General features: G+C 64.1%; 24 protein-coding genes. 17 read left to right on the top strand and 7 right to left on the bottom strand.

Going from position 1 to position 21289, the window contains the following annotated elements; translation table 11 throughout:
• Nucleotides 1-9 precede the first annotated feature (9 nt).
• Entirely contained in the window at nucleotides 10-1317 is a 1308-nt protein-coding gene (locus BB28_RS15485) for an MATE family efflux transporter (RefSeq protein ID WP_046254136.1), read from the top strand.
• On the opposite strand, the gene BB28_RS15480 is transcribed toward BB28_RS15485, so the two are convergent.
• The gene (locus BB28_RS15480; RefSeq protein ID WP_046254135.1) at nucleotides 1318-1680 is read right to left on the bottom strand and encodes a hypothetical protein; all 363 of its coding nucleotides are present in this window, start codon (nucleotides 1678-1680) and stop codon (nucleotides 1318-1320) included.
• Nucleotides 1681-1801: 121 nt separating this feature from the next.
• Here BB28_RS15480 and BB28_RS15475 point away from each other — a divergent pair, with 121 nt between their 5' ends.
• A complete protein-coding gene (locus BB28_RS15475) occupies nucleotides 1802-2023 on the top strand; it encodes a membrane protein (protein ID WP_046254134.1) in 222 nt (73 codons plus the stop codon).
• A gap of 90 nt (nucleotides 2024-2113) precedes the next feature.
• The gene (locus BB28_RS15470; RefSeq protein WP_046254133.1) at nucleotides 2114-2719 is read left to right on the top strand and encodes a GNAT family N-acetyltransferase; all 606 of its coding nucleotides are present in this window, start codon (nucleotides 2114-2116) and stop codon (nucleotides 2717-2719) included.
• On the opposite strand, the gene BB28_RS15465 is transcribed toward BB28_RS15470, so the two are convergent.
• The 3 genes from BB28_RS15465 to BB28_RS15455 are packed head-to-tail and all read right to left on the bottom strand — an operon-like array spanning nucleotide 2716 to nucleotide 5784.
• Nucleotides 2716-3474: an enoyl-CoA hydratase gene (locus tag BB28_RS15465; RefSeq protein ID WP_046254132.1), complete on the bottom strand. Its 759-nt coding sequence runs from the start codon at nucleotides 3472-3474 to the stop codon at nucleotides 2716-2718. The two genes, BB28_RS15470 and BB28_RS15465, sit on opposite strands and share 4 nt — an antisense overlap.
• Nucleotides 3471-4625: an acyl-CoA dehydrogenase family protein gene (locus tag BB28_RS15460; RefSeq protein ID WP_046254131.1), complete on the bottom strand. Its 1155-nt coding sequence runs from the start codon at nucleotides 4623-4625 to the stop codon at nucleotides 3471-3473. The genes BB28_RS15465 and BB28_RS15460 overlap by 4 nt, the downstream gene beginning before the upstream one ends.
• Nucleotides 4576-5784: an acyl-CoA dehydrogenase family protein gene (locus BB28_RS15455; RefSeq protein ID WP_046254130.1), complete on the bottom strand. Its 1209-nt coding sequence runs from the start codon at nucleotides 5782-5784 to the stop codon at nucleotides 4576-4578. Before BB28_RS15455 ends, BB28_RS15460 begins: the two co-directional genes overlap by 50 nt.
• A gap of 81 nt (nucleotides 5785-5865) precedes the next feature.
• Between BB28_RS15455 and BB28_RS15450 the strand changes: the two genes are divergently transcribed.
• Complete coding sequence (locus BB28_RS15450; protein WP_046254129.1) at nucleotides 5866-6135, top strand: DUF2277 domain-containing protein; 270 nt, start codon at nucleotides 5866-5868, stop codon at nucleotides 6133-6135.
• Between the two features lie 11 nt (nucleotides 6136-6146).
• Here BB28_RS15450 and BB28_RS15445 read toward each other — a convergent pair whose 3' ends face one another.
• Nucleotides 6147-6770, bottom strand: a complete 624-nt coding sequence (locus tag BB28_RS15445; RefSeq protein WP_046254128.1) for a DUF3558 family protein — start codon at nucleotides 6768-6770, stop codon at nucleotides 6147-6149.
• 119 nt (nucleotides 6771-6889) lie between these two features.
• On the opposite strand from BB28_RS15445, the gene BB28_RS15440 reads away from it, so the two are divergent.
• Genes BB28_RS15440 through truB form a run of 4 tightly spaced genes read left to right on the top strand, consistent with a single transcriptional unit; the run spans nucleotide 6890 to nucleotide 9872 of the window.
• On the top strand, nucleotides 6890-7366 hold the full coding sequence (locus BB28_RS15440) for a carboxymuconolactone decarboxylase family protein (protein WP_057966146.1): 477 nt from the start codon (nucleotides 6890-6892) through the stop codon (nucleotides 7364-7366).
• A 13-nt stretch (nucleotides 7367-7379) separates the two neighbouring features.
• On the top strand, nucleotides 7380-8333 hold the full coding sequence (locus BB28_RS15435) for a metallophosphoesterase family protein (RefSeq protein WP_030093932.1): 954 nt from the start codon (nucleotides 7380-7382) through the stop codon (nucleotides 8331-8333).
• Between the two features lie 4 nt (nucleotides 8334-8337).
• A complete protein-coding gene (gene pptT, locus BB28_RS15430) occupies nucleotides 8338-8979 on the top strand; it encodes a 4'-phosphopantetheinyl transferase PptT (protein WP_109550735.1) in 642 nt (213 codons plus the stop codon).
• Nucleotides 8976-9872 (top strand): tRNA pseudouridine(55) synthase TruB, encoded by an 897-nt coding sequence (truB, locus tag BB28_RS15425; protein ID WP_075874265.1) that lies wholly within the window; start codon nucleotides 8976-8978, stop codon nucleotides 9870-9872. The genes pptT and truB overlap by 4 nt, the downstream gene beginning before the upstream one ends.
• Nucleotides 9873-9875: 3 nt before the next feature.
• Here truB and BB28_RS15420 read toward each other — a convergent pair whose 3' ends face one another.
• Nucleotides 9876-10448 (bottom strand): DUF4262 domain-containing protein, encoded by a 573-nt coding sequence (locus BB28_RS15420; RefSeq protein WP_046254125.1) that lies wholly within the window; start codon nucleotides 10446-10448, stop codon nucleotides 9876-9878.
• Between the two features lies 1 nt (nucleotide 10449).
• Nucleotides 10450-11172, bottom strand: coding sequence for a manganese-binding transcriptional regulator MntR (mntR, locus tag BB28_RS15415; RefSeq protein WP_030093924.1), 723 nt, complete (start codon nucleotides 11170-11172; stop codon nucleotides 10450-10452).
• Between the two features lie 104 nt (nucleotides 11173-11276).
• Here mntR and BB28_RS15410 point away from each other — a divergent pair, with 104 nt between their 5' ends.
• From BB28_RS15410 to BB28_RS15370, 9 genes are all read left to right on the top strand, one after another.
• Nucleotides 11277-12239: a bifunctional riboflavin kinase/FAD synthetase gene (locus BB28_RS15410; RefSeq protein WP_030093923.1), complete on the top strand. Its 963-nt coding sequence runs from the start codon at nucleotides 11277-11279 to the stop codon at nucleotides 12237-12239.
• Between the two features lie 93 nt (nucleotides 12240-12332).
• Nucleotides 12333-12602 carry a 30S ribosomal protein S15 gene (gene rpsO, locus BB28_RS15405; protein WP_030093922.1) on the top strand — a complete coding sequence of 90 codons (270 nt, stop codon included), beginning with the start codon at nucleotides 12333-12335 and terminating at the stop codon, nucleotides 12600-12602.
• Between the two features lie 17 nt (nucleotides 12603-12619).
• Nucleotides 12620-13126 (top strand): LppU family putative lipoprotein, encoded by a 507-nt coding sequence (gene lppU, locus BB28_RS15400; protein WP_046255880.1) that lies wholly within the window; start codon nucleotides 12620-12622, stop codon nucleotides 13124-13126.
• Nucleotides 13127-13397: 271 nt separating this feature from the next.
• On the top strand, nucleotides 13398-15665 hold the full coding sequence (locus tag BB28_RS15395) for a polyribonucleotide nucleotidyltransferase (protein WP_046254124.1): 2268 nt from the start codon (nucleotides 13398-13400) through the stop codon (nucleotides 15663-15665).
• On the top strand, nucleotides 15649-16962 hold the full coding sequence (locus tag BB28_RS15390) for a M16 family metallopeptidase (RefSeq protein WP_075874263.1): 1314 nt from the start codon (nucleotides 15649-15651) through the stop codon (nucleotides 16960-16962). The genes BB28_RS15395 and BB28_RS15390 overlap by 17 nt, the downstream gene beginning before the upstream one ends.
• A gap of 29 nt (nucleotides 16963-16991) precedes the next feature.
• A complete protein-coding gene (locus BB28_RS15385) occupies nucleotides 16992-17765 on the top strand; it encodes a copper chaperone (protein WP_081252275.1) in 774 nt (257 codons plus the stop codon).
• A 9-nt stretch (nucleotides 17766-17774) separates the two neighbouring features.
• Nucleotides 17775-18590: an SDR family oxidoreductase gene (locus BB28_RS15380; RefSeq protein WP_046254122.1), complete on the top strand. Its 816-nt coding sequence runs from the start codon at nucleotides 17775-17777 to the stop codon at nucleotides 18588-18590.
• Between the two features lie 132 nt (nucleotides 18591-18722).
• Entirely contained in the window at nucleotides 18723-20243 is a 1521-nt protein-coding gene (locus BB28_RS15375) for a flavin-containing monooxygenase (RefSeq protein WP_046255878.1), read from the top strand.
• Entirely contained in the window at nucleotides 20240-21265 is a 1026-nt protein-coding gene (locus BB28_RS15370) for a hypothetical protein (RefSeq protein ID WP_046254121.1), read from the top strand. The genes BB28_RS15375 and BB28_RS15370 overlap by 4 nt, the downstream gene beginning before the upstream one ends.
• Nucleotides 21266-21289: the final 24 nt, after the last annotated feature.

Below are 21289 nucleotides of genomic sequence, written 5' to 3'. Positions count from 1 at the left end.
ACGGCCGGCATGTCCGGGCTGGCCCGCCGGATCATTGCTTTGGCGGTACCCGCGCTGGGAGTGCTGGCGGCCGAACCGCTGTATCTACTTTTCGATATCGCCATGGTCGGTCGGCTGGGCGCGGTGCCGTTGGCGGGCTTGGCCGTCGGGGGACTGGTGCTTTCTCTTGTCGGGACGCAACTGACCTTCCTGTCGTACGGCACCACCGCCCGCGCCGCACGGCGATTCGGCTCTGGTGATCGTCCCGGTGCGGTTCATGAGGGAGTACAGGCAACCTGGCTGGCGCTCATCATCGGGGCCGCCGTGGTGCTCGTGGTGAATGTGGTGGCCTCGCCGGTGGTCCGGGTTATCGCTGCGGCGCCCGATGTAGCGGCTCAAGGCCTCACGTGGGTGCGTATCGCGATCTTCGCGGCGCCCGCGATCCTGATCTCACTCGCCGGCAACGGGTGGATGCGGGGAGTGCAGAACACAGTCAGGCCGTTGCGCTATGTGATTGTCGGCTTTGCGGTTTCGGCAGTGCTGTGCCCGGTACTGATCTACGGGTTGCTGAGTGCGCCCCGGATGGGTTTGGCGGGGTCTGCCGTAGCCAATCTGGTGGGGCAGTGGCTGGCCGCGATCCTCTTCTTACGCGCCCTGCACGCCGAGCACGTTCACCTTCGGATGGATCCGCCGGTGTTGCGTGCGCAGCTGGTGCTGGCGCGTGATCTGCTGGTGCGAAGTCTGGCGTTTCAGGCCTGCTTCATCAGTGCCGCGGCGGTGGCCGCGCGGTTCGGGGCGGCAGCATTGGCGGCGCACCAGGTGGTCCTGCAGATGTGGAGTTTTCTTGCGCTGGTTCTTGATTCGCTTGCCATCGCGGCACAAACCCTTGTCGGCGCCGCGCTGGGAGCCGGTCTGGTGCCGCAGGCCAAGTCTGTGGCGCGAAGGGTGACGGTGTTCTCGCTGGGCTTCGCGGTGGTGTTGGCGGCCCTTCTGGCGCTCGGTGCGTCGGTGTTGCCGGGGCTGTTCACCTCCGATGCCGCGGTGCTGCATCAGATGCGGGTGCCGTGGTGGTTCCTGGTGTGCCAGTTGCCGATTTCGGGTGTGGTGTTCGCGCTGGACGGAGTGCTGCTGGGTGCTGCCGATGCCCGGTTCATGCGCAACGCCACCATGATCAGCGCATTGTGTGGGTTTCTGCCGCTGGTGTGGTTGTCGCTGGCGTACGGGTGGGGACTGGCCGGAATCTGGTCCGGCCTTACCCTTTTTCTGGTGTTGCGGCTGATGTTGGTTGGTTGGCGCGCAGTGTCCGGACGGTGGGCGGTGCCGGGTTCCGGCTCGTGATCACTGCGTCGGTGGGTACTGCGGATACTGCGGCTGCAGATATCCGGCCGGTGGCGGTGGATATGCCGACGGTGGGTAGCTCTGGTAAACCGGAGGCTGTGCAGCCAAACGTCGAATCTGTCTGATCTGCCCCATGTTTCCGAAGATCGCGATCCAGTTCATGACGAGTATGGACAGAAAGCTCCACCATCCGGCTGCCAGGTTATGGGTCTGCGCATCGCGGTAGGCGGCCTCGCACTGCTCAAGTGTGCCGGTGATCGTGTAGGACCGGGTGCTGAACATGATCAGCATCCCGGTGTGTTTGGTGAGCCGCACCTGGAAGTACCTGGGTGCTGCGGTCGGATACTGCTGTGGATACGACATGAACTCTCCCCCTGATCGTGTAGCTCACCCGATGATATCCGGGGTTTGCCAGGCCGCATCTATGTGATCCAGGTCACTTGCGGGGTATTCTGGGAAACGTTGGATGAGGAGGTGTTTCGAAATGAACCTTGATCGATTTGCCGTGTGGACCGGCTACTTCCTCGGGCTGGTGTCGGTCACGATCACCGCACTGGGGCTGGCGGCGTTGGCCTCCGGACACCACGGCTGGGGAATGGTCGCGGCCATCGCGTTACTCGTCACCGCAGGGCTCGGATTCGCGGTAGTCGGCGGCACGGTGCACCACGATCACAAAGTCCACAAGGAGGCGCCGCACCTGATGTAGGGGTTGAAAGATCGCCGCGATAGATGCTCCTAGAATGTAGCCTTACCTAAGTTAGGTCCATGGATCGATCGAACGGAGCCACTCGCGCCGATGAACAGTCCCACCGGTTATCGAATCGGGCGAGAGATCACCGATGTGGCTGCCGAGGTCGTCGATGCGGGTCCTCCGCCACTGCCCTCATTTGAGGGCACCCGCTACGGACTGCGGACGGTGAATCCTGATAGTGCCGACCCGGACATGCTCAGCGAGTGGTTTGCTCGTCCACATCTGCTCAAGACATGGGAGCAGCCGTGGTCGGCCGCGCAGTGGCGCGAAGATTCCTCATATCGACTAGCCGGGCATTACTCGCTGCCTTGCATCCTCTCGGTAGATGGCGTCGAGGCAGGCTATGTGGAGATGTACCGATCTGCCCGGGATGAGATTGCCCGGATCTACGACGTTCATCCGCACGACACGGGTTTTCACATAGCGACTGCTGCCACCGAGCATCTCGGTCGGGGCGTTATTTCGGAGTGGATCCGGCTACTCCCGTTCGCCGTGTTCCAGGCCGATCCTGCATGTCGCCGGATGATGGGGGACCCAGCGGTCGACAATCCGTCGATTCTCAAGGTGCTCGCCCGCCTCGGGTGGACGGCGATGGGTGAGTTCGATATTCGGCCGGACCGCCGGATTGCGCTGTACCGCTTCGACCGCTAGGCGTTCTGGCTGCGCCCGCGCGCCATGATCGCGGCGCGACGTTCCTCGACACCCTCGGCGATGGAGTTCTGCTCGATCCACCGATGCGCGTCGTCCAGGGCCACCTGTAGGCCGTTGCCGACAAGCTCGGCCTCGATGCGCCGGTAGGAGGCCAGCAGTTCACGTACCGCGGGCTGGTTGTTCCCGGCGATGGTCGCGGCGAGCCGCTTGGCCGCCGGCAGCAGTTCCTCGTGGGCAACCACCTCGGTGACCAGGCCCGTTCGTAACGCGTCCTCGGCCGAGAGGTAGTCGCCGGTGAGGCTCATACGCCGTGCCAGGCCACGTCCGACCGACAGTGGCAGCAGCGTGGTCAGCCCCCAGGTGGGCAGGATGCCAACGCGCGCATGGGTATCGGCGAAACGAGCCTTTTCGGACGCGATCAGGATGTCGCACGCCAATGCCAGCTCCAGGCCACCGGTGACGGCGGCTCCATTGATGGCGCCGATGACGGGCTTGGACAGCTCCGGCCACCACGGATCCAGGGTGTCGGCCCGATCACCGCTGCCCAACTCCTTGAGGTCGACACCCGCGCAGAACACCGGGTCGGCGGCGGTCAGGATCATCACGTCGATGTTGTCGTCGGCGTCGGCGGCGGTGACGGCCCTGACGATCTCGTCGCCGAGCGCCTTGCTCAGCGCATTGCGGGCCTGCGGACGGTTGAGCGTGATGGTGCAGATCCGGTTTTCGGTCTGCGTCAAGAGAATTTGTTCGGTCATGCGTCGATAACCTCCTTGGCGATACGTTCGGCGTGGACGGCGCGGCCTCCGAAGAGTGCCGAATTGCTGACGGCCCGTTTGTAATACAGGTGGGCCGGGTGTTCCCAGGTAAATCCGATGCCGCCATGGCTCTGAATGGCCTTGGCGGTTACCTCTACCGCTCCCGCGGACGCTACCTGCTGGGCAATGCTCGTGGCCAGCGCAGGGTCGTCAAGGCTCGGGTCGTCATGTGACCATGCCGCATGATAGGCGGCGCCACGCACATTCCCGGCCGCTGCTGCCATGTCGGCAAGACGGTGCTTGACGGCCTGGAACGACCCGATGATCCGTCCGAACTGAATTCGGGACTTGGCGTATTCGGTTGTCACATCCAGCATGTGGGCCGCGATACCGGCCTGTTCAGCCGCCAGCGCAGTGGCGGCGACGTCCAGCGCGTGCGATACGGCCGAGGTGCCGTTCCCGACTTCGCCGATCACCCGGGCGGGAGTCGAGTCGAAGTGGATGTTGGCCTGGCGTCGGGTCAGATCCAGAGTGGCCAGGGCATGTCGATCAACGCTCGGCGCGTTCCCATCGACCGCGAAAAGGGTTGGACCCGAGTCGGTGTCAGCCAGCACCAGAATCACGTCAGCGGTGGCACCGTCTGGAACATGCTCGGCATCGCCGGTGAGCTTCCATCCGTCGTCATCGGATTCAGCGGACACTGTGACGGCATCGGCCAGCCGGGTGCGCCCCCCGGCCAGCGTGATCGTCTTGTCGCCGGAGGCCAATGCGGGTACCCATTCGGCAAGGGCGTCTCCGTCGCCACTGGCCACCAGTGCGGCGGCGCCCAGCGCTGCGCTCGATATCCACGGTAGGCAAGCGAGCGCTCGTCCCAATTCCTCTGCGACGATGGATAATTCGATTATGCCCAGGCCCCCGCCGCCATATTCTTCGGGCAGGCTCAGCCCCACGACACCCAGCTCGGATCCGAGGGCGCGCCAGGCGTCAAGGTCGATGGTGCCGGCATCGGCGATCTGGCGTACGTGCTCGGGTGTCCAGACCCGTTCGCACCAACTACGCACCAGCGAACGCAGGTCACCGTGCTCTTCGGTGAACTCGAATTCAGCCACGGGGCACCTCTTTCCATGCTTTGTCGGTGTCGACCCGGATATCGCCCGGTAGCCCGAGAACGCGTTCCCCGATGATGTTGCGCATCACGTCGGAGGTGCCGCCCTCGATGGTGTTGGCCTTGGACCGCAGGAAGGCCCACATGGTGTCGGCACGGCGGTCCTCCTCGACGACGCGCCGCATGTCGTAGGAGGCGTACAGGGTCGCCTCGATGCCTAGCAGTTCGACACAGAAGTCGTAGATCTGCTGGTTGAGCTCCGCGCCCATCAGCTTGCCGATCGACCCCTCCGGACCCATCGGCGCATCGCCCTGGGCGGCGATTCTCATCTGGGTGCCGTAGCGGTTTCCCTCCGAGCGCACGAACAGGTTTGTCAGCTTGGCCCGCAGCTCGGGGGTGTGTAGGTCGGGGCGTTGCTTCCACAGATTCAGTGCATTGCCGATCGATCCGCCGGCGCGACCGTGGTCGAACGCCCCGCCCAGCGCGCTGCGCTCGTTCATCAGCGTTGTCATCGAGACTCGCCAGCCGTCGCCCTCGTTGCCCAGCCGATGTGCATCCGGGATGCGGACATCGGTGAGGTACACCTCGTTGAACTCGGCATCGCCGGTCATTTGGCGCAGCGGACGGACCTCGACGCCCGGATCGGTCATATCGACCACGAAATAGGTCAGGCCGCGGTGCTTGGGCACGTCGGGATTGCTGCGAGCCACCAGCAGCGCCCAGCGTGCCTGATGGGCGCCAGAGGTCCACACCTTCTGGCCGTTGATGACCCATTCGTCGCCGTCGCGTATCGCGCGGGTGGCCAGGCCCGCCAGGTCGGAACCGGCGCCGGGCTCGCTGAACAGCTGACACCAGAGCTCCTCACCGGTGAACAGCGGACGCAGAATCTGCTGGGTCAGCTCGGGTTGCCCGTGTGCGAGCACCGTGGGTGCCGCCATGCCGTAGCCGATCACGTTGATAAACAACGGGTCTGGCATGCCCGCCGCGCGCAGGATGGTGTCGGAGACGGACTGGAGCGCAGGAGGCGCGTCGAGGCCGCCCAGGCCGACCGGGAACTGAACCCAGGCCAGGCCCGCGTCGTAGACGGCGCCCAGCAGCTCGGTAACAGGGGTAGAAGCGGGGGGATGGCTGGCGAGAACCTCGTGCGCGGCGGCGGCGATGCGTTCGCGTAGCGCGCTAGACGGCTCCGATGACGTCACTGGCATGACTTACGTATACACGCGCATGTGAACTAACCGGTGGGTGGGGCATGGCGTCATCGGAATTGTCTTTCTACTGTCGTAGGTATGTGCAGGAACATCACCGAACTACGCGGGTTGGAACCTGCCGCGACCGACCAGGAGATCGAGGCGGCGGCGCGGCAGTACATCCGCAAGATCAGCGGGATTCAGAAGACCTCCGATGTCAATCGGGAAGCGTTCGAGCATGCGGTGGCGGAGGTGACGGCCACGACGATGCGGCTGCTCGCCGTGCTGCCTGCGCGGCGTCAGCCGCCCAAGACGGTGCCCCCGTTGCGGCGACCCGAGGTACAGGCACGCATCGCGGCGCGCGGCTGACCGATCTGATCTCAGAACTTGTAGGCGGGCGCGAGAATGTTTGCGACCCGGCGGTTTTCCACGAGGCAACCGGGGCCGTCGGGGGAGTACTTCTGCGATGCGTAGTACAGCGACTGTTGGACCACGCCATAGCTGGTCTTGAAGGTGATCATGCAGGACACCCACCACTGGTTGTTCCAGTCTGTGGGTTTCATGATGTTGTACTCGGCCGCGCGGTGACCCTGAATGGTTGTCTCCACGCCGTCGGCCGGCAGTGAGTCCTCATACGTGCGCCACACGACGGCCTCGACGGCCAACTGATAGTTGTTGCGCGAGTCGTACCGGCAGCGCAGCCCCTCTTCGGGCGCGGGTGGCGTCTGGTCAAGCCCCGCGGCGGCGATGACCGAGCTGGGGATCTCATAGCAGGGATCAAAGGGACGCGGATCGGTGACCGGGACAACCGGCCATTTGATCGTGGTGGTGGCGGCCCCCGTGCTCGCGGGGCCGGTCATGGGTGCCGTGGAGAACCGCAGCTGGAACGGTGCGCTGGCGGTGTGCTCCGAGGGTGCGGTACGCCAGACCACGAGGCCGCCCAGCGTCAGCGCCATCAGGGCGACGCAGAATCCAGCTCGGACTATGCCTGCCCGTTGGGCCATGCGAATTCACCTCAATCTGATCGGCCGCGGTGCGCCGAAGTCTAGCCGCGTGTCTGGCTATCTCATACGGAACACCGAAAACACTAGAACACGTTCTAGTCCGGGAGTATCGTGACGCCATGGCACGAATTGGGAATTATGCGGATGACGATGTGGCCGGCTGGTTGATGGGTTCGCCCGAGATGGCGCCCGGCTTCGCCGGATTTTCAGACGCGGTCTACAACCGCAGCCGGCTTCCGATCGGGGTACGAGAGCTCGCACGTATGGCGGTGGCCTTCGCGAATGAATGCTCCGTGTGCCAGAACACCCGATTCGTTCAGAGCGGAGAGCTGGACGCCGACTTCTATGCGGACGCCGACCAGTGGCGCACGTCGCCGCGATACAGCGACGCCGAGCGGATCGCCGCCGAATTCGCGCATCGCTTCGCGACCGATCATGTCGGATTACGTGAGGACGACGAGTTCTGGGCGCGAGCCCACGAGCACCTCGATGACGGGCTCTTGACGGACTTGGCGCTGTCCTGCGCGTTCTGGGTGGGAAGCGGACGTGCGTTGCGAGTTCTCGACGTGGGACAGAGTTGCAAGATAAACCTGTAGGTACATTGGCCGGATGACGCAGGAACGGGAGCCCCGGCTGTGGGCGATCAGCGACCTGCATGTCGGGCAGTCGGCCAACAAGTCTGTTCTCGAGGAGCTGCATCCGGCCTCACCTGAGGACTGGCTGATCGTCGCCGGTGATGTGGCCGAGCGCAGTGATGACATCCGGGGCGCGCTGGATCTGTTGCGGCGCAGGTTCGCCAAGGTGATCTGGGTGCCGGGTAACCATGAACTATGGACGACCGCGCGTGATCCCATGCAGATCTTCGGGCAGTCTCGCTATGACTATCTGGTCAATATGTGCGATGAGATGGGGGTCGTCACTCCCGAGCATCCGTACCCGGTGTGGGTGGAACAAGGTGGTCCCGCGACCATCGTGCCGATGTTCGTGTTGTACGACTACACGTTTCTGCCGGAGGGGGCCAACTCGAAGGCCGAGGGGCTCAAGATCGCCCGCGATCGCAATGTTGTGGCGACCGACGAGTTCCTGCTCTCCAGTGAGCCTTTCGCAACGCGCGATGCGTGGTGCCGGGATCGGTTGCGGTACACCAGGAAGCGGCTGGAAGATCTGGATTGGATGACGCCGACGGTCCTGGTGAACCATTTTCCCCTGGTGCGTGAACCCTGTGATGCGCTGTTCTATCCGGAGTTTTCGTTGTGGTGCGGAACTACCGAGACCGCGGACTGGCATACCCGATACAACGCGGTGTGCTCGGTGTACGGACATCTGCACATCCCGCGGACCACCTGGTATGACGACGTCCGGTTCGAGGAGGTATCGGTTGGCTATCCGCGGGAATGGGCGCAGCGCAAACCGTATTCGTGGCTCAGACAGATTCTTCCCGCCCCGCACTATCCACCCGGATACCTCAACGAGTTCGGCGGTCATTTTGAGATCACCGAACAGATGAGGGTGTCGGCCAAGCGATTCCGTGAACGGCTTGCCAAGGAGCGCGCCAGTGACTGATGAGTTGATCGCCTCGGTGGTTCCCGATGTGCTGTCCTCGGCCGAGTTGTATGAGGATCCACCGGGGTTGACACCGCTGCCGGAGGAGGAACCGCTGATTGCCAAGTCGGTGGCCAAGCGGCGCAATGAATTCATTACCGTGCGGTACTGCGCGCGGCAGGCCTTATCCGTCCTTGGCGTACCCGAGGTCCCGATCCTCAAGGGAGACAAGGGGCAGCCATTGTGGCCCCACGGCGTGGTGGGCAGCATGACGCATACCGAGGGATTTCGCGGTGCGGTGGTGGGCCGCGTGGGCGAAGTGCGTTCGGTGGGGATCGACGCCGAACCGCATGACGTCTTGCCCAACGGCGTGCTCAAGTCGATCACCCTTCCGATTGAACGCGATGAACTCGCCGCCCTACCCGAGGGCACGCATTGGGATCGATTGCTGTTCTGCGCCAAGGAGACGACGTACAAGGCGTGGTTCCCGCTGACAACGCGGTGGCTCGGCTTCGAGGACGCCCACATCACGCTCGACCCGGACGGGACCTTCACCTCTCGAATCCTGGTGGACGGTAAGGCCAACGACGGCAGCGTCCTCTCGACGTTCGACGGCCGGTGGATCATCGACAAGGGTCTGATCTTGACCGCCATCGTGGTGCCGTGACCGATCCCTTGAGCCGTGCGGGCCTCGTGATTGTCGACAAGCCCGCCGGAATGACGAGCCATGACGTGGTATCGCGTTGCCGGAGGCTGTTTTCCACGCGCAAGGTCGGGCATGCCGGCACTCTCGATCCGATGGCCACGGGGGTACTGGTCATCGGCATTGAACGAGCCACCAAGATCATGGGACTGCTGACGTTGACCACCAAGTCGTATGCGGCCACCATCCGTTTTGGGCAGAACACCAGCACCGATGACGCCGAAGGTGAGGTGCTGCAAACTGTTTCGGCCTCCCATCTGACCGACACGGATATCGAGGCGGCCGTGGCCCGGCTGCGCGGGGACATCGAACAGGTGCCATCCTCGGTGAGCGCTATCAAAGTGGACGGGCAGCGCGCGTACAAGCTCGCGCGCGAGGGGCAGTCCGTCGAGCTGGCGGCCAGGCCCGTGCGCGTCTCGCAGTTCGATGTGTTGGCGGTGCGGCGGCCGGGCGATGGCTCTGTCGATGTGGATGTGGAGGTCGACTGCTCCTCGGGGACCTACATTCGGGCACTGGCCCGCGATGCGGGGGCCGCGCTGGGTGTGGGTGGGCATCTGACAGCATTGCGGCGCACCAGGGTTGGTGATTTCTCGTTGGAGCGGGCGCGGACTCTCGAAGAGCTTGCCGACGATGCGACGTTGACGCTGGATCTGGACACTGCCTGCCGGGATGGATTCCCTCGACGTGACTTGGATGCGGCGGAGGTCGATTCGGTGCGCAATGGGCGTCCGTTATCGGCTGTCGGCATCGAGGGTACTTACGCGGCGGTGGATGCCGATAATCGCGTCATCGCGTTGTTGGCCGATAAGGGTTCTCGCACCACGTCGGTGGTGGTGCTGCGTCCGGCGAATCTGTAGCGGTCAGTCGGTCGGGCGGATCCACCGGCTTGGCGGGTGCAATTCCCTGGGCATCCACATCAGCGGCTGTCGGTCGGCGAAATGCGGATCGAGCTCGGGGTTCCCGGGGAATCGGCCCTCGCCATCGGGCCAGAGGATCTGCAGGTACCGCACACGGTTGGTCCGGTTGAACCACAGCCCGAACCCGAACTCGTTGTCATACCAACTCGGATCGATGGGCGAGAGCTTGACCTGGTAGTCGTCCACCGCGGGCAGGGCCAGCACATCATCGAACGCCTCGCCGACCTGCAGTGCCCGCCCTTCCTGTGCCTGCTTGGCGACCGCGTTCAGAGCACGCTGCATCATGGTGATGTCGTTGACCCCGTAGATCGCCAGCTCGGGCAGACGCATGGTGTGCCACAGTCCCACGGTGTAGGCAAACGGTGGGCTTTCCTCCGCCGAAGTGGGGCCGATTCCCAGTGCACTCCAACCGTATTCGGTGACGCTGCCGATGATGTCGCGATCGCTGTCGTTGTAGTCATGGCGGTCGCCGTAGTCGACACACAGGAGGCACTCACACGCCGCGTGGTCGGTCATTTCAGTCGAGTACGACCCAAATCGATTGAGCTGCCGGGTTTCCCAGCTCCAGCTTCTTTTCCCCGCTGTCTGGGCCCGCGCTGTCAATGGACACCGAGATGGTTCCCGCGAAGTCCCGTCGTTCGTCGACCGTCACCCGGGCATCCAATGCCACACCGACCGTGTCGAAGTAGCGCAGCATTTCAGGATCTGAGTCGGAGATTCGTGCGACTACGCCGGTGTCACCGTTGGCGCAGTCCGACAGCTGGCGAGCCGGGGGAGTGGGTACCTGCCCGTCGGGGCCGGGAATCGGATCGCCGTGTGGATCGCGCTGCGGGTGACCGAGCTTCGCGTCGATCTTGGCCAGCAGCAGATCCGAGACAGCGTGCTCGAGTACCTCGGCCTCGTCGTGTACCTCGTCCCATCCGTAGCCGAGCTCGTTGACCAGATATGTCTCCAGCAGCCGATGCCGGCGGACCATGAGCACCGCGGCCTTGCGGCCCTGGCTCGTCAACGTCACGGCGCCGTACTTCTCGTGATCCACCAGACCTTGGTCGGCCAGCTTGCGGATCGACTCGGAGGCGGTGCTCGCCGACACGCCCATGCGTTCGGCCAGCATCTTGGTGCTTACCTTCTCGCGCGACCACTCCTGCGCGGTCCAGATCACCTTGAGGTAGTCCTGGGCAACCGTCGTCAGGTCGGTGTCGGCGGATCCGGCGGGTCGGTCGGATCGAGTGGGGCTCACGATGCTTAGCCTAACCAGGCGCCGAGGGATGCTCAGCCCAACCAGGCGCCGCGTCCCGAAAGCCAAGTCGGCCTTCTCGCATCTTCCGAAGTAGGCTTTATGCCGTGCAACGCTGGCGCGGGCAAGACGAAATCCCGTCCGATTGGGGTCGGTGCGTTCTGACGATCGGCGTATTCGACGGTGTACACCGAGGTCACGCCGAACTGATCGGGCGCGCGGTGAAGGCGGCGCGCGAGCTCAATCTCAAGAGCGTCCTGATGACCTTCGATCCTCACCCGATGGAAGTGGTGTTCCCGGGAACCCATCCGGCCCAGCTCACAACCCTGACTCGGCGCGCCGAACTGGCCGAGGAGCTGGGTGTCGATGTCTTCCTGGTGGTGCCGTTCACCCCTGAATTCATGAAACTCTCGCCCGAGCGATACGTGCACGAACTGCTGGTCGAGCGTCTGCACGTGGCCGAGGTGGTGGTCGGGGAGAACTTCACCTTCGGCAAGAAAGCCGCCGGGAATGTCCACATGCTCAAGAAGGCAGGCGAGCGATTCGGCTTCAAGGTCGACGCTGTCTCTCTCGTCACCGAGCATGCGGTCACGTTCTCCTCGACGTACATCAGATCCTGCGTCGACGCCGGCGACATGGTGGCGGCTACCGAAGCACTGGGCCGTCCCCACCGCGTCGAAGGCGTTGTGGTCCGCGGCGACGGGCGCGGGCGGGAACTGGGCTTCCCGACGGCCAACGTGGCGCCGCCGATGTTCGCCGCCATCCCCGCCGACGGGGTGTATGCGGCCTGGTTCACGCTGCTCGGGCATGGTCCCACCATGGGAACCGTCGTGCCGGGTGAGCGTTATCAAGCGGCCGTCTCGGTGGGCAGCAACCCCACGTTCTCCGGCAAGGCCCGTACCGTCGAGGCGTTCATCATGGACACCGCGGCGGACCTCTACGGCCAGCATGTCGCGGTGGATTTCGTGGCGCGGGTCCGCAGCATGGAGAAGTTCGATTCGGTCGACGCACTCGTGGACGAGATGGGGCGCGATGCCCAGAAAGCTCGCACGATTTTGGCGCGAGGCTAGCCCGCCGGTACACTCCAACACCGGTGTGAGCTGCAGTTCGCGGTGGCCCACCAGAAACATTCGACGCGAACCCCAGTGATGGAGAAGCTTGCCGTGGCATTGACTACCGAGCAGAAGAAAGAAATCCTCACCCAGTACGGGCTGCACGAGACCGACACCGGTTCTCCTGAGGCCCAGGTCGCGATGCTGACCAAGCGCATCGTCGATCTGACTGAGCACCTCAAGACTCACAAGCACGACCACCACAGCCGTCGTGGTCTGCTGCTGCTGGTCGGCCGTCGTCGCCGGCTGCTCAAGTACATCGCCAAGGTCGACGTCGCGCGCTACCGCTCGCTGATCGAGCGCCTGGGTCTGCGCCGCTGACTTTGTCTTCTCCTCGGCTGGGTCGTTCTGGAATCCGAGGCGCGGTATCTGTCGCTCTTGTCGTTGTCGGTGCGGTCCTGTTGTCGGCGTGTTCGATGGCAGCCGCCACCGATGGCCTGGCCGTCGGTGACTGCGTCAATCTCAGCGGCACCGATCAGCACGCCAAGCTGGTGAAAGAACCGTGCGGCAGTCCTCAGTCCAATTTCAAGGTCTTCGCCAAGACGGCGACCGATGCGGACTGTCCGCGTGACGCCGACTCCTCGTATTACGCCAAGCGCGGTTTCGGTCGCAAGAGTCAAGCTCTGTGCCTGGACATCGACTGGGTAGTCGGCAGCTGCATGAGCGTCCCCGACAAATGGGACGGTGACCCGGTGCGGGTTGACTGCAACGACGTCAATGCTCAGAACAAGAAACGCGTCACCCAAGTCCTGCAGGAAGTCTCGACTGCCGACGAATGCATCACTGGGCTTGGCTACCCGTACGTCGATCGCAACTTCACCGTATGCGTGGAGGAACTGCCCTGATCAAGGTGCATGGCCGCAAACGCCGCAGGTGATAGGGTGTCTGGGTTGTCATGCTGGTCCCGCCGGGTAACGGGCGGTCTTCGGTAGTGGCTGCCGGGTTCGACGCTTGTGCTCAACGATTTCCCGGCCGCTTCGATCGAACGGCCGTGGCCGATCACCTTCCGGGTCCACTTCGCGCTGGTACGTCCGCGCGCTGACCGCGTGATGGCACGCATGCCCAATGCAGCCACGTGCTGCTCACTGAGAATGTATGAGAGGTATTCCAGAACTTATGTCTGTTACAGAAATTGAAGAAGGCGTTTTCGAGTCCACCGCGACCATCGACAACGGGACCTTCGGCACCCGCACCATTCGGTTCGAGACCGGGCGGCTGGCCCAGCAGGCCGCCGGCTCCGTCGTCGCCTACCTGGATGACGAGACCATGCTGCTGTCGGCCACGACCGCCAGCAAGAGCCCCAAGGATCATTTCGACTTCTTCCCGCTGACCATTGACGTCGAGGAGCGGATGTATGCCGCGGGCCGGATTCCCGGCTCCTTCTTCCGCCGTGAGGGACGTCCCTCCACCGACGCCATCCTGACGTGTCGTCTCATCGACCGGCCGCTGCGCCCGACCTTCGTCAGCGGGCTGCGCAACGAAATCCAGGTCGTGGTGACGGTGCTGAGCCTGAACCCCGCCGACCTGTACGACGTGCTGGCCATCAACGCCGCCTCGGCGTCCACGCAGATCGCCGGGCTGCCCTTCACCGGCCCCGTCGGCGGCGTCCGGGTGGCCCTGATCGACGGCCAGTGGGTTGCGTTCCCGACGATCGAGCAGCTGGAGACGGCCGTGTTCGACATGGTCGTCGCCGGCCGTAAGACCGCCGACGATGTCGCCATCATGATGGTCGAGGCCGAGGCCACCGACAACGTCATCGCGCTTGTGGAAGGCGGAGCAGGCGCTCCCACCGAAGCCGTCGTCGCCGAGGGTCTTGAGGCCGCCAAGCCGTTCATCGCCGCGCTGTGCACCGCGCAGCAGGAGCTGGCCGAGAAGGCCGCCAAGCCCGTCGGCGAGTACCCCCTGTTCCCCGACTACCAGGACGACGCGTTCGCCGCCGTCGCTGCCGTGGCCACCGAGCCGCTGTCACAGGCGCTGTCCATCGCGGGCAAGGCCGAGCGCGACGAGAAGACCGATGAAATCAAGGTCGAGGTTCTAGGCCGTCTGCAGGAGGGCTTCGATGGCCGCGAGAAGGAGATCGGCGCGGCATTCCGTTCGCTCACCAAGAAGCTGGTGCGCCAGCGCATCCTGAAGGACCAGTTCCGCATCGACGGCCGCGGTGTCACCGACATCCGCGCGCTGTCCGCCGAGGTCGCTGTGATCCCGCGAGCACACGGCAGCGCGCTCTTCGAGCGTGGCGAGACCCAGATCATGGGCGTCACCACCCTCGACATGGTCAAGATGGCCCAGCAGATCGACTCGCTGGGGCCGGAGACCTCGAAGCGCTACATGCACCACTACAACTTCCCGCCGTTCTCCACCGGTGAGACCGGCCGCGTCGGCTCGCCCAAGCGTCGCGAGATCGGCCACGGTGCGCTCGCCGAGCGTGCGCTCATGCCGGTGCTGCCGAGCGTCGAGGAGTTCCCGTACGCCATCCGTCAGGTATCGGAAGCGTTGGGCTCCAACGGATCCACCTCGATGGGTTCGGTCTGCGCCTCGACGCTGTCGCTGCTGAATGCCGGTGTGCCGCTGAAGGCTCCCGTCGCCGGTATCGCCATGGGCCTGGTGTCCGATGACATCGAACTGGCCGACGGCACCACCGAGCGTCGCTTTGTTGCGCTCACCGACATCCTGGGCGCCGAAGATGCCTTCGGCGACATGGACTTCAAGGTCGCCGGCACCAAGGACTTCGTCACGGCTCTGCAGCTCGACACCAAGCTCGACGGCATCCCGTCGCAGGTGCTGGCCGCCGCGCTGTCGCAGGCCAAGGACGCTCGCGCCACCATCCTCGAGGTGATGGCAGAGGCCATCGACGCACCCGACGAGATGAGCCCGTACGCGCCGCGCATCACGACGATCAAGGTGCCGGTCGACAAGATCGGTGAGGTGATCGGGCCCAAGGGCAAGATGATCAACTCGATCACCGAGGAGACCGGCGCCAGCATCTCCATCGAGGATGATGGCACCGTCTTCGTGGGCGCCTCCAACGGCGAGGCGGCGCAGGCCGCGATCGACAAGATCAACGCCATCGCCAACCCGCAGTTGCCCAAGATCGGTGAGCGTTTCCTCGGAACCGTGGTCAAGACAACTGATTTCGGTGCGTTCGTGTCGCTGCTTCCGGGCCGTGACGGACTGGTGCACATCAGCAAGCTCGGCAAGGGCAAGCGGATCGCCAAGGTCGAGGACGTGGTCAAGGTCGGCGACAAGATTCAGGTCGAGATCGCCGACATCGACAACCGCGGCAAGATCTCGCTGGTCCCCGTCGGCGACGACGAGGCCGCGGATGCTTCCGCCGACAGTAACGGTGCGGCCGAGGCCAAGCCGGCAGATGCCGTCGCGGAGTAGCGTTCCGAGCGCCGTACGTCGCACGGTCCTTCCGGGTGGTCTCCGAGTAGTCACCGAGGCAATGCCCTCGGTGCGCTCGGCGTCCGTCGGCGTGTGGGTCGACGTCGGCTCGCGCGATGAGGGGCGCAGTGTCGCCGGTGCGGCACACTTCCTCGAACACCTGCTTTTCAAGTCGACGCCCACCCGGTCGGCGGCCGATATCGCACAGTCGATTGACGCCGTCGGCGGTGAGCTGAACGCGTTCACCGCACGCGAGCAGACCTGCTACTACGCACACGTGCTGGACTCCGATCTGGAGCTGGCGATCGACCTGGTGGCTGATGTGGTGCTGCGCGGGCGATGCGCCAGTGAGGATGTCGAGGTCGAGCGCGATGTGGTGCTCGAAGAAATCGCGATGCGCGACGATGACCCCGAGGATCTGTTGGGGGAGGCGTTCCTCGGGGCTCTGTTCGGAGATCATCCGATAGGCCGCAGTGTGCTCGGCTGCTCGGAATCCATATCGACGATGACGCGGTCCCAGCTGCATTCGTTTCACGTCCGCCGGTATCGGCCCGAGCGCATGGTGTTGGCCGTGGCCGGGAACATCGAGCACGATCGCGTAGTGCGCTTGGCGCGCAAGTACTTCAAGTCGCATCTGGATTCTTCGGTGAAGACGGTGGCGCCCCGTAAGGGGAGCGGTCGAGTCACCGCAACACCGGGTCTGGAACTGGTGTCGCGGGACGGCGAGCAGGTACACCTGTCGCTGGGCGTGCGTACCCCCGGACGTGGCTGGCAGTACCGCTGGGCGTTGTCGGTGCTCAACAGCGCGTTGGGTGGTGGGCTCAGTTCCCGCCTGTTCCAAGAGATTCGCGAGCAGCGTGGACTGGTGTACGCGGTCTACTCGACGGTGGACACCTTCTCCGATACCGGAGCGTTGTCGGTGTACGCGGGCTGCTCACCGGAGCGCTTCGATGAGGTGGCCAAGGTGACCTCGCAGGTATTGGGGTCGGTCGTCGAGGGCGGATTCACCGCGGCGGAGATTGAGCGGGCCAAGGGTGCGCTGTCCGGCGGGCTTGTTCTGGGGCTTGAGGATTCGGCGTCTCGCATGAACAGAATGGGCCGCAGCGAACTGAACAACGGTAAGCACCGCACGATTTCGGCGACCCTGGACAAGATCGAGGCGGTGACGGTCGACGAAGTCAATGGCATCGCCCGGCAGTTGCTCAGCGGCCGAGCCGGTGCGGCTGTAGTCGGTCCGTATCGGTCCAAGCGGACGCTGCCGCGCGCACTGCGAACGATGATCGAATCTGCAAGCTAGGTGCGCGTCGGCAAGATATTCTCTTACTGATGGTCGCCAACGCGATCCAGCGCGTCAGAGAACTGGCGGCTGGCAGATACACAGGGATCGCGACCGCGATAATTCTGTTGTCGTGGTTGGGTTTCGCGTTCCTACCGCAGCACGCCACCGCCCACAAGCAAGCGCCCATGGCCGAGCATATGCACGGTATGGATCACGCGAACATGGCACCGATGGCCACGCCGGTGGTGCATCAGCCCGCATTGTGGGTCGCCATCGTCTCCTGGATTGTCATGACCATCGCGATGATGGGACCGGCCACACTTCCCGCGGTCCGGTACGTCGAGCAGAGCGTGCCACGGGGCCGTGGGCGTGCGCTGGTTCTCTATGCGGCGGTCTGGCTCGCAATGTGGACGGTGGTCGGGCTGATCATCACCCTGGCGCTCCCTGCCGCCGCCAACGTCAACCGGTGGTGGTTGTTCGCGGGCGTGCTCCTGCTGACGGCGATGTGGCAGCTCGCTCCGATGAAGTGCCGGGCGCTCGGCGAATGTCACCGCTCGACACCATTGCCCCCGGACGGCTGGTCGGCGGCCAAGGGCCTCATGCGATTCGGAGCAACCAGCGGGTGGGCGTGCATCCGTTCCTGCTGGGCGATGATGCTGACGATGGCCGTCGCGCCCTCGGCGCACCTGGCGTGGATGGTGGGATTGACCGCCGCTGTCACCTGGGAGCGATTCACCCGGTATCCGCGCCGCACGGCATGGCTTCTTGCGGGCCTGTTCGTCGTCGCGGCTGCTGCGGTCGGGGTTTTCGCCATCCAATAGGGTTCGGGCATGGACATCAACGGCAGCGTCGCCATCGTCACCGGAGCCGGTTCGGGAATCGGACAGGCCCTCGCCTGGGGTCTTGCGGATGACGGAGCCAGGGTTGTGGCGGCGGACATCGATGCCGATGCCGTGGCAGCCACTGCCGCGGCGCGGGCGGGCCGCATCATCGGACAGCGTGCCGACGCCAGCTCGAGCGCCGATATCGAGGCCCTCATCGCCTTGGCGGAGAAGGAATTTGGCCCCGTCGATCTCTATGCGGCCAACGCAGGCATTGGCTGTGGTCTGGGACTGGATATCGGCGAGGCCGCTTGGGACCTCGCCTTCGATGTGAATCTGCGCGCACATATCCGGGCGGCAACCTTGCTGACGCCGAAATGGGTGGAGCGCGGGCGCGGCTATTTTGTGTCGGTCGCTTCTGCTGCCGGGCTGCTCACCCAGCTCGGTTCACCGGCCTATTCGGTGACCAAGCACGCGGCCGTCGGTTTTGCCGAATGGTTGTCGATCACGTATGGCGACAAGGGGATCGGGGTGAGCTGTCTATGCCCGATGGGGGTGAAGACCCCCTTGCTTGACGGTCTCACGCAATCCGATGATCCCGCGACCAAGGTGGCCGGTAGCTCGATCACGGCCGCCGGGGCGGTACTGCAACCCGAGGCCGTCGCACGGATCACGCTGGATGCGGTACGTGCCGAGACCTTCCTGGTGCTGCCGCATCCACAGGTGCTCGACATGTACCGGCAGAAGGGCGCCGATTACGACCGGTGGATTGCCGGTATGCGTCGCTACCAGGGCGTACTCGAAGAGCAGGTCAAGTCCTCGTAGTCAGAACACCCGTGCGAATGTGTGATGCAAATCACACATCCATGATTCGTGTGACTAACTCAGCTCTTGTCGTATCGCACCCTCGGCCTGCTAGCGTTGACGTAAGTTAGCAATTCGTCAACGAAGATGAGGGTGGTAACCGCGCACATGGCAGTCGATAACCCTGTTGACGTAGTGGTCGTCGGAGCCGGGATGGCCGGACTGGGGATGGCCGCTCGATTGCGCCAGGCCCGGGTGGAAAGCTTGCTGGTTCTCGAGCAAGCGCCCGAGGTCGGCGGCTACTGGCGGCGCAGCACATTCGCTTCCGCGGCCGGCGACGAGTTGGCGGTGCAGCAGTCGTACGCGTTTTCACCCAACACCTCCGCCCGTTCGGTGTGGGCCACCCGCGACAATGTCCTGTCCTATCACCGTGACCTCATCGCGCGGCATAACCTCGAGCCGGTGCTGCGACTGCGGCATCGGGTGACGGCGCTTGCGTACGAACCCGCGAAGGCCACCTGGCGGATCACGGTGGCGGGTAAGAAATCGATCTTCGCGCGGCGCGTCATCGTCGCGGTTGGCGCCGGAACATCACCGTTGCCACCACATCTCGACGGCATCGAGCAGTTCGACGGCCCCATGCTGAATACGGCGGACTGGGACCCGGACTTCGATTTCACCGGCCGTAATGTGGCCGTGATCGCAGCGGGGGCCAGCGCGGTGCATGTGGTGCCCGAACTGGTCAAGAAGGCGGCACGGGTGCGGGTGTTTCAGCGCACTCCGGACTGGGTGCTGCCGCGCTGGGGCGGAGAATCGTCGAGCACGGCGGGGCGGCTGCTTTCGCGTGCATCGGGATCCATTGCGGGACGGGTGGCTAGCCGTTCGCATGAGGCGCTGCGCCGGGGTTTGGTGTGGCGGGGAATGGGCACCCGGTTCGTCGAGGCGGTGGCCGAGAATCATCTCAACCGCAATGTGAAGGATCCTTGGTTGCGCCGCAACCTGCTTCCGGCCTATCGTGTGGGCAGCCGCCGGGTTCTTTTCTCCGATGATTTCTATTCGGCTCTGCAACAAGACAATTGCAAGTTGGTTCCGTGGCCTGTCACCGGAGTGAGCGCCATTGGAGTGCGATCGGCCGATGCCATGACTCACAAGGCCGACTGCCTGGTCTTCGCGCTCGATACTCCCGAGGTGCTGATCGAAGCACCGTTCGCCATCAAGGGGGTGGACGGCTCCACGCTGGACGAGCAATGGGGTTCCCAGCCGAAGGCCTTCCGCGGCGTGAACGTGCCCGGATTCCCCAATCTGTTCCTGCTCACCGGCCCCGGTTCCGGTTCCAACGCGTTGGCGGGCCTGTCGCATATCGAAGCGCAAATCGATTATGTGGCAGCGTCATTGGCCCTGGTTGATTCGTTGGCATTCGTCTCCATCGAGGTGCGCCGAGAGCCCCTGGAGCGTGAGCAGGCGCGCGCGATACGGCGATTCGATCGAACCACCTGGCGCGATGGTGCGTTCCGCTGGTACAAGCCCACTGAAACCGTCGGTAGCGAGCTTTTCCCTGGTACGACAAGCGAATTCCGGCGTGCGCTAGCCGATCTGGATGCCGCCGACTACAAGATTCTTACCCAGCAGGAACTCGTTTCCGCCAATACGACGAAGTTAGGGGTAGCCCAATGACCGCAGTGCTCCCGGACGAGCTGACCAGAGAGAACACCAAGGACATCTCGAAGAACGACGAGTTCTTCGAGAATGTGCTGGTCAAGATCAAGGCCAGGCAGTGGACCCTGGCGGACTTTGACTGGGGCAAGCCCGGGGCCGAGACCATCAACCCGGAGCAGTTCGACGACCTCAAGCAGTTCATGTCGGACCTGGTGTGGATCGAGCACATCGGTGGCCGGATGATGGGCACGCTGGGTATTACTGCGCCCAGCGACACGCTGCGGGAGATCTACAGCTACTTCCATGCCGAGGAGCAGCGGCACGCCAATGCCGAGATCGCGCTGATGCGCCGGTGGGGCATGCTTGAGGAGGGCGAAGTTCCGCCGCAGTCCGGCGATATCAAGGCGCTGTTGCAGGCGCTGCGCGGGTTCGACAACCTCGGTGACCGCCGACTGCCATTCGTCTACATGGCCACTGTCATCCCGTTCTTCGAGGTCGGGCTCGACGGCGCCGTCCTGAAATTCTTGTCCGGCGAGGTCGAGGATCCGCTGTTCCATGAGGTGTTCGCCAAGATCAACTCCGACGAATCACGCCATTTGGCAATTGGTTTCGCGGTCATGGACATGCTGGGTACCCGCAAGTTCTCCCGGATGCTGGTAGAGGATGTGGCGCCGCTACTCAAGCCGGTGACGATCGTGCGCGCGGTTGGCTTGGCCAACCCGCATGTCATCCGCTTCGCGGGCTTTCTGACGCGGGTGGGTGACGCGATGCGAAACATGGGTATCGACACGATTCTGATTCAGCGTGCATTCGACCGCTATGCCGAATCAGGTGGTCGCAAGAGCAGCAATGCCAGCCGGTTGCCTGTCTTCCGGGTGCTGCGTTACCCCATCGTCAACAGCACCTACTTCACCGACTTCGATCATCCGCTGCATAAGGTGGGGCGTGCGGTGAACAAGTTCAACGACAAAGTGCCGTATCGCAAGAAGATCAAGACACCGACGTGGACCAACGACCTCACCGCGGAGACCGCGGTGTAGGACGTACCTGACCGGCAGAGGAGG

The organism is Mycobacteroides chelonae CCUG 47445 (assembly GCF_001632805.1).
GTDB classification, from domain to species: Bacteria; Actinomycetota; Actinomycetes; order Mycobacteriales; family Mycobacteriaceae; genus Mycobacterium; species Mycobacterium chelonae.
The sequence above is the reverse complement of the archived record's forward strand: the minus strand, read 5'-3'. Positions and strand labels throughout refer to the sequence as shown.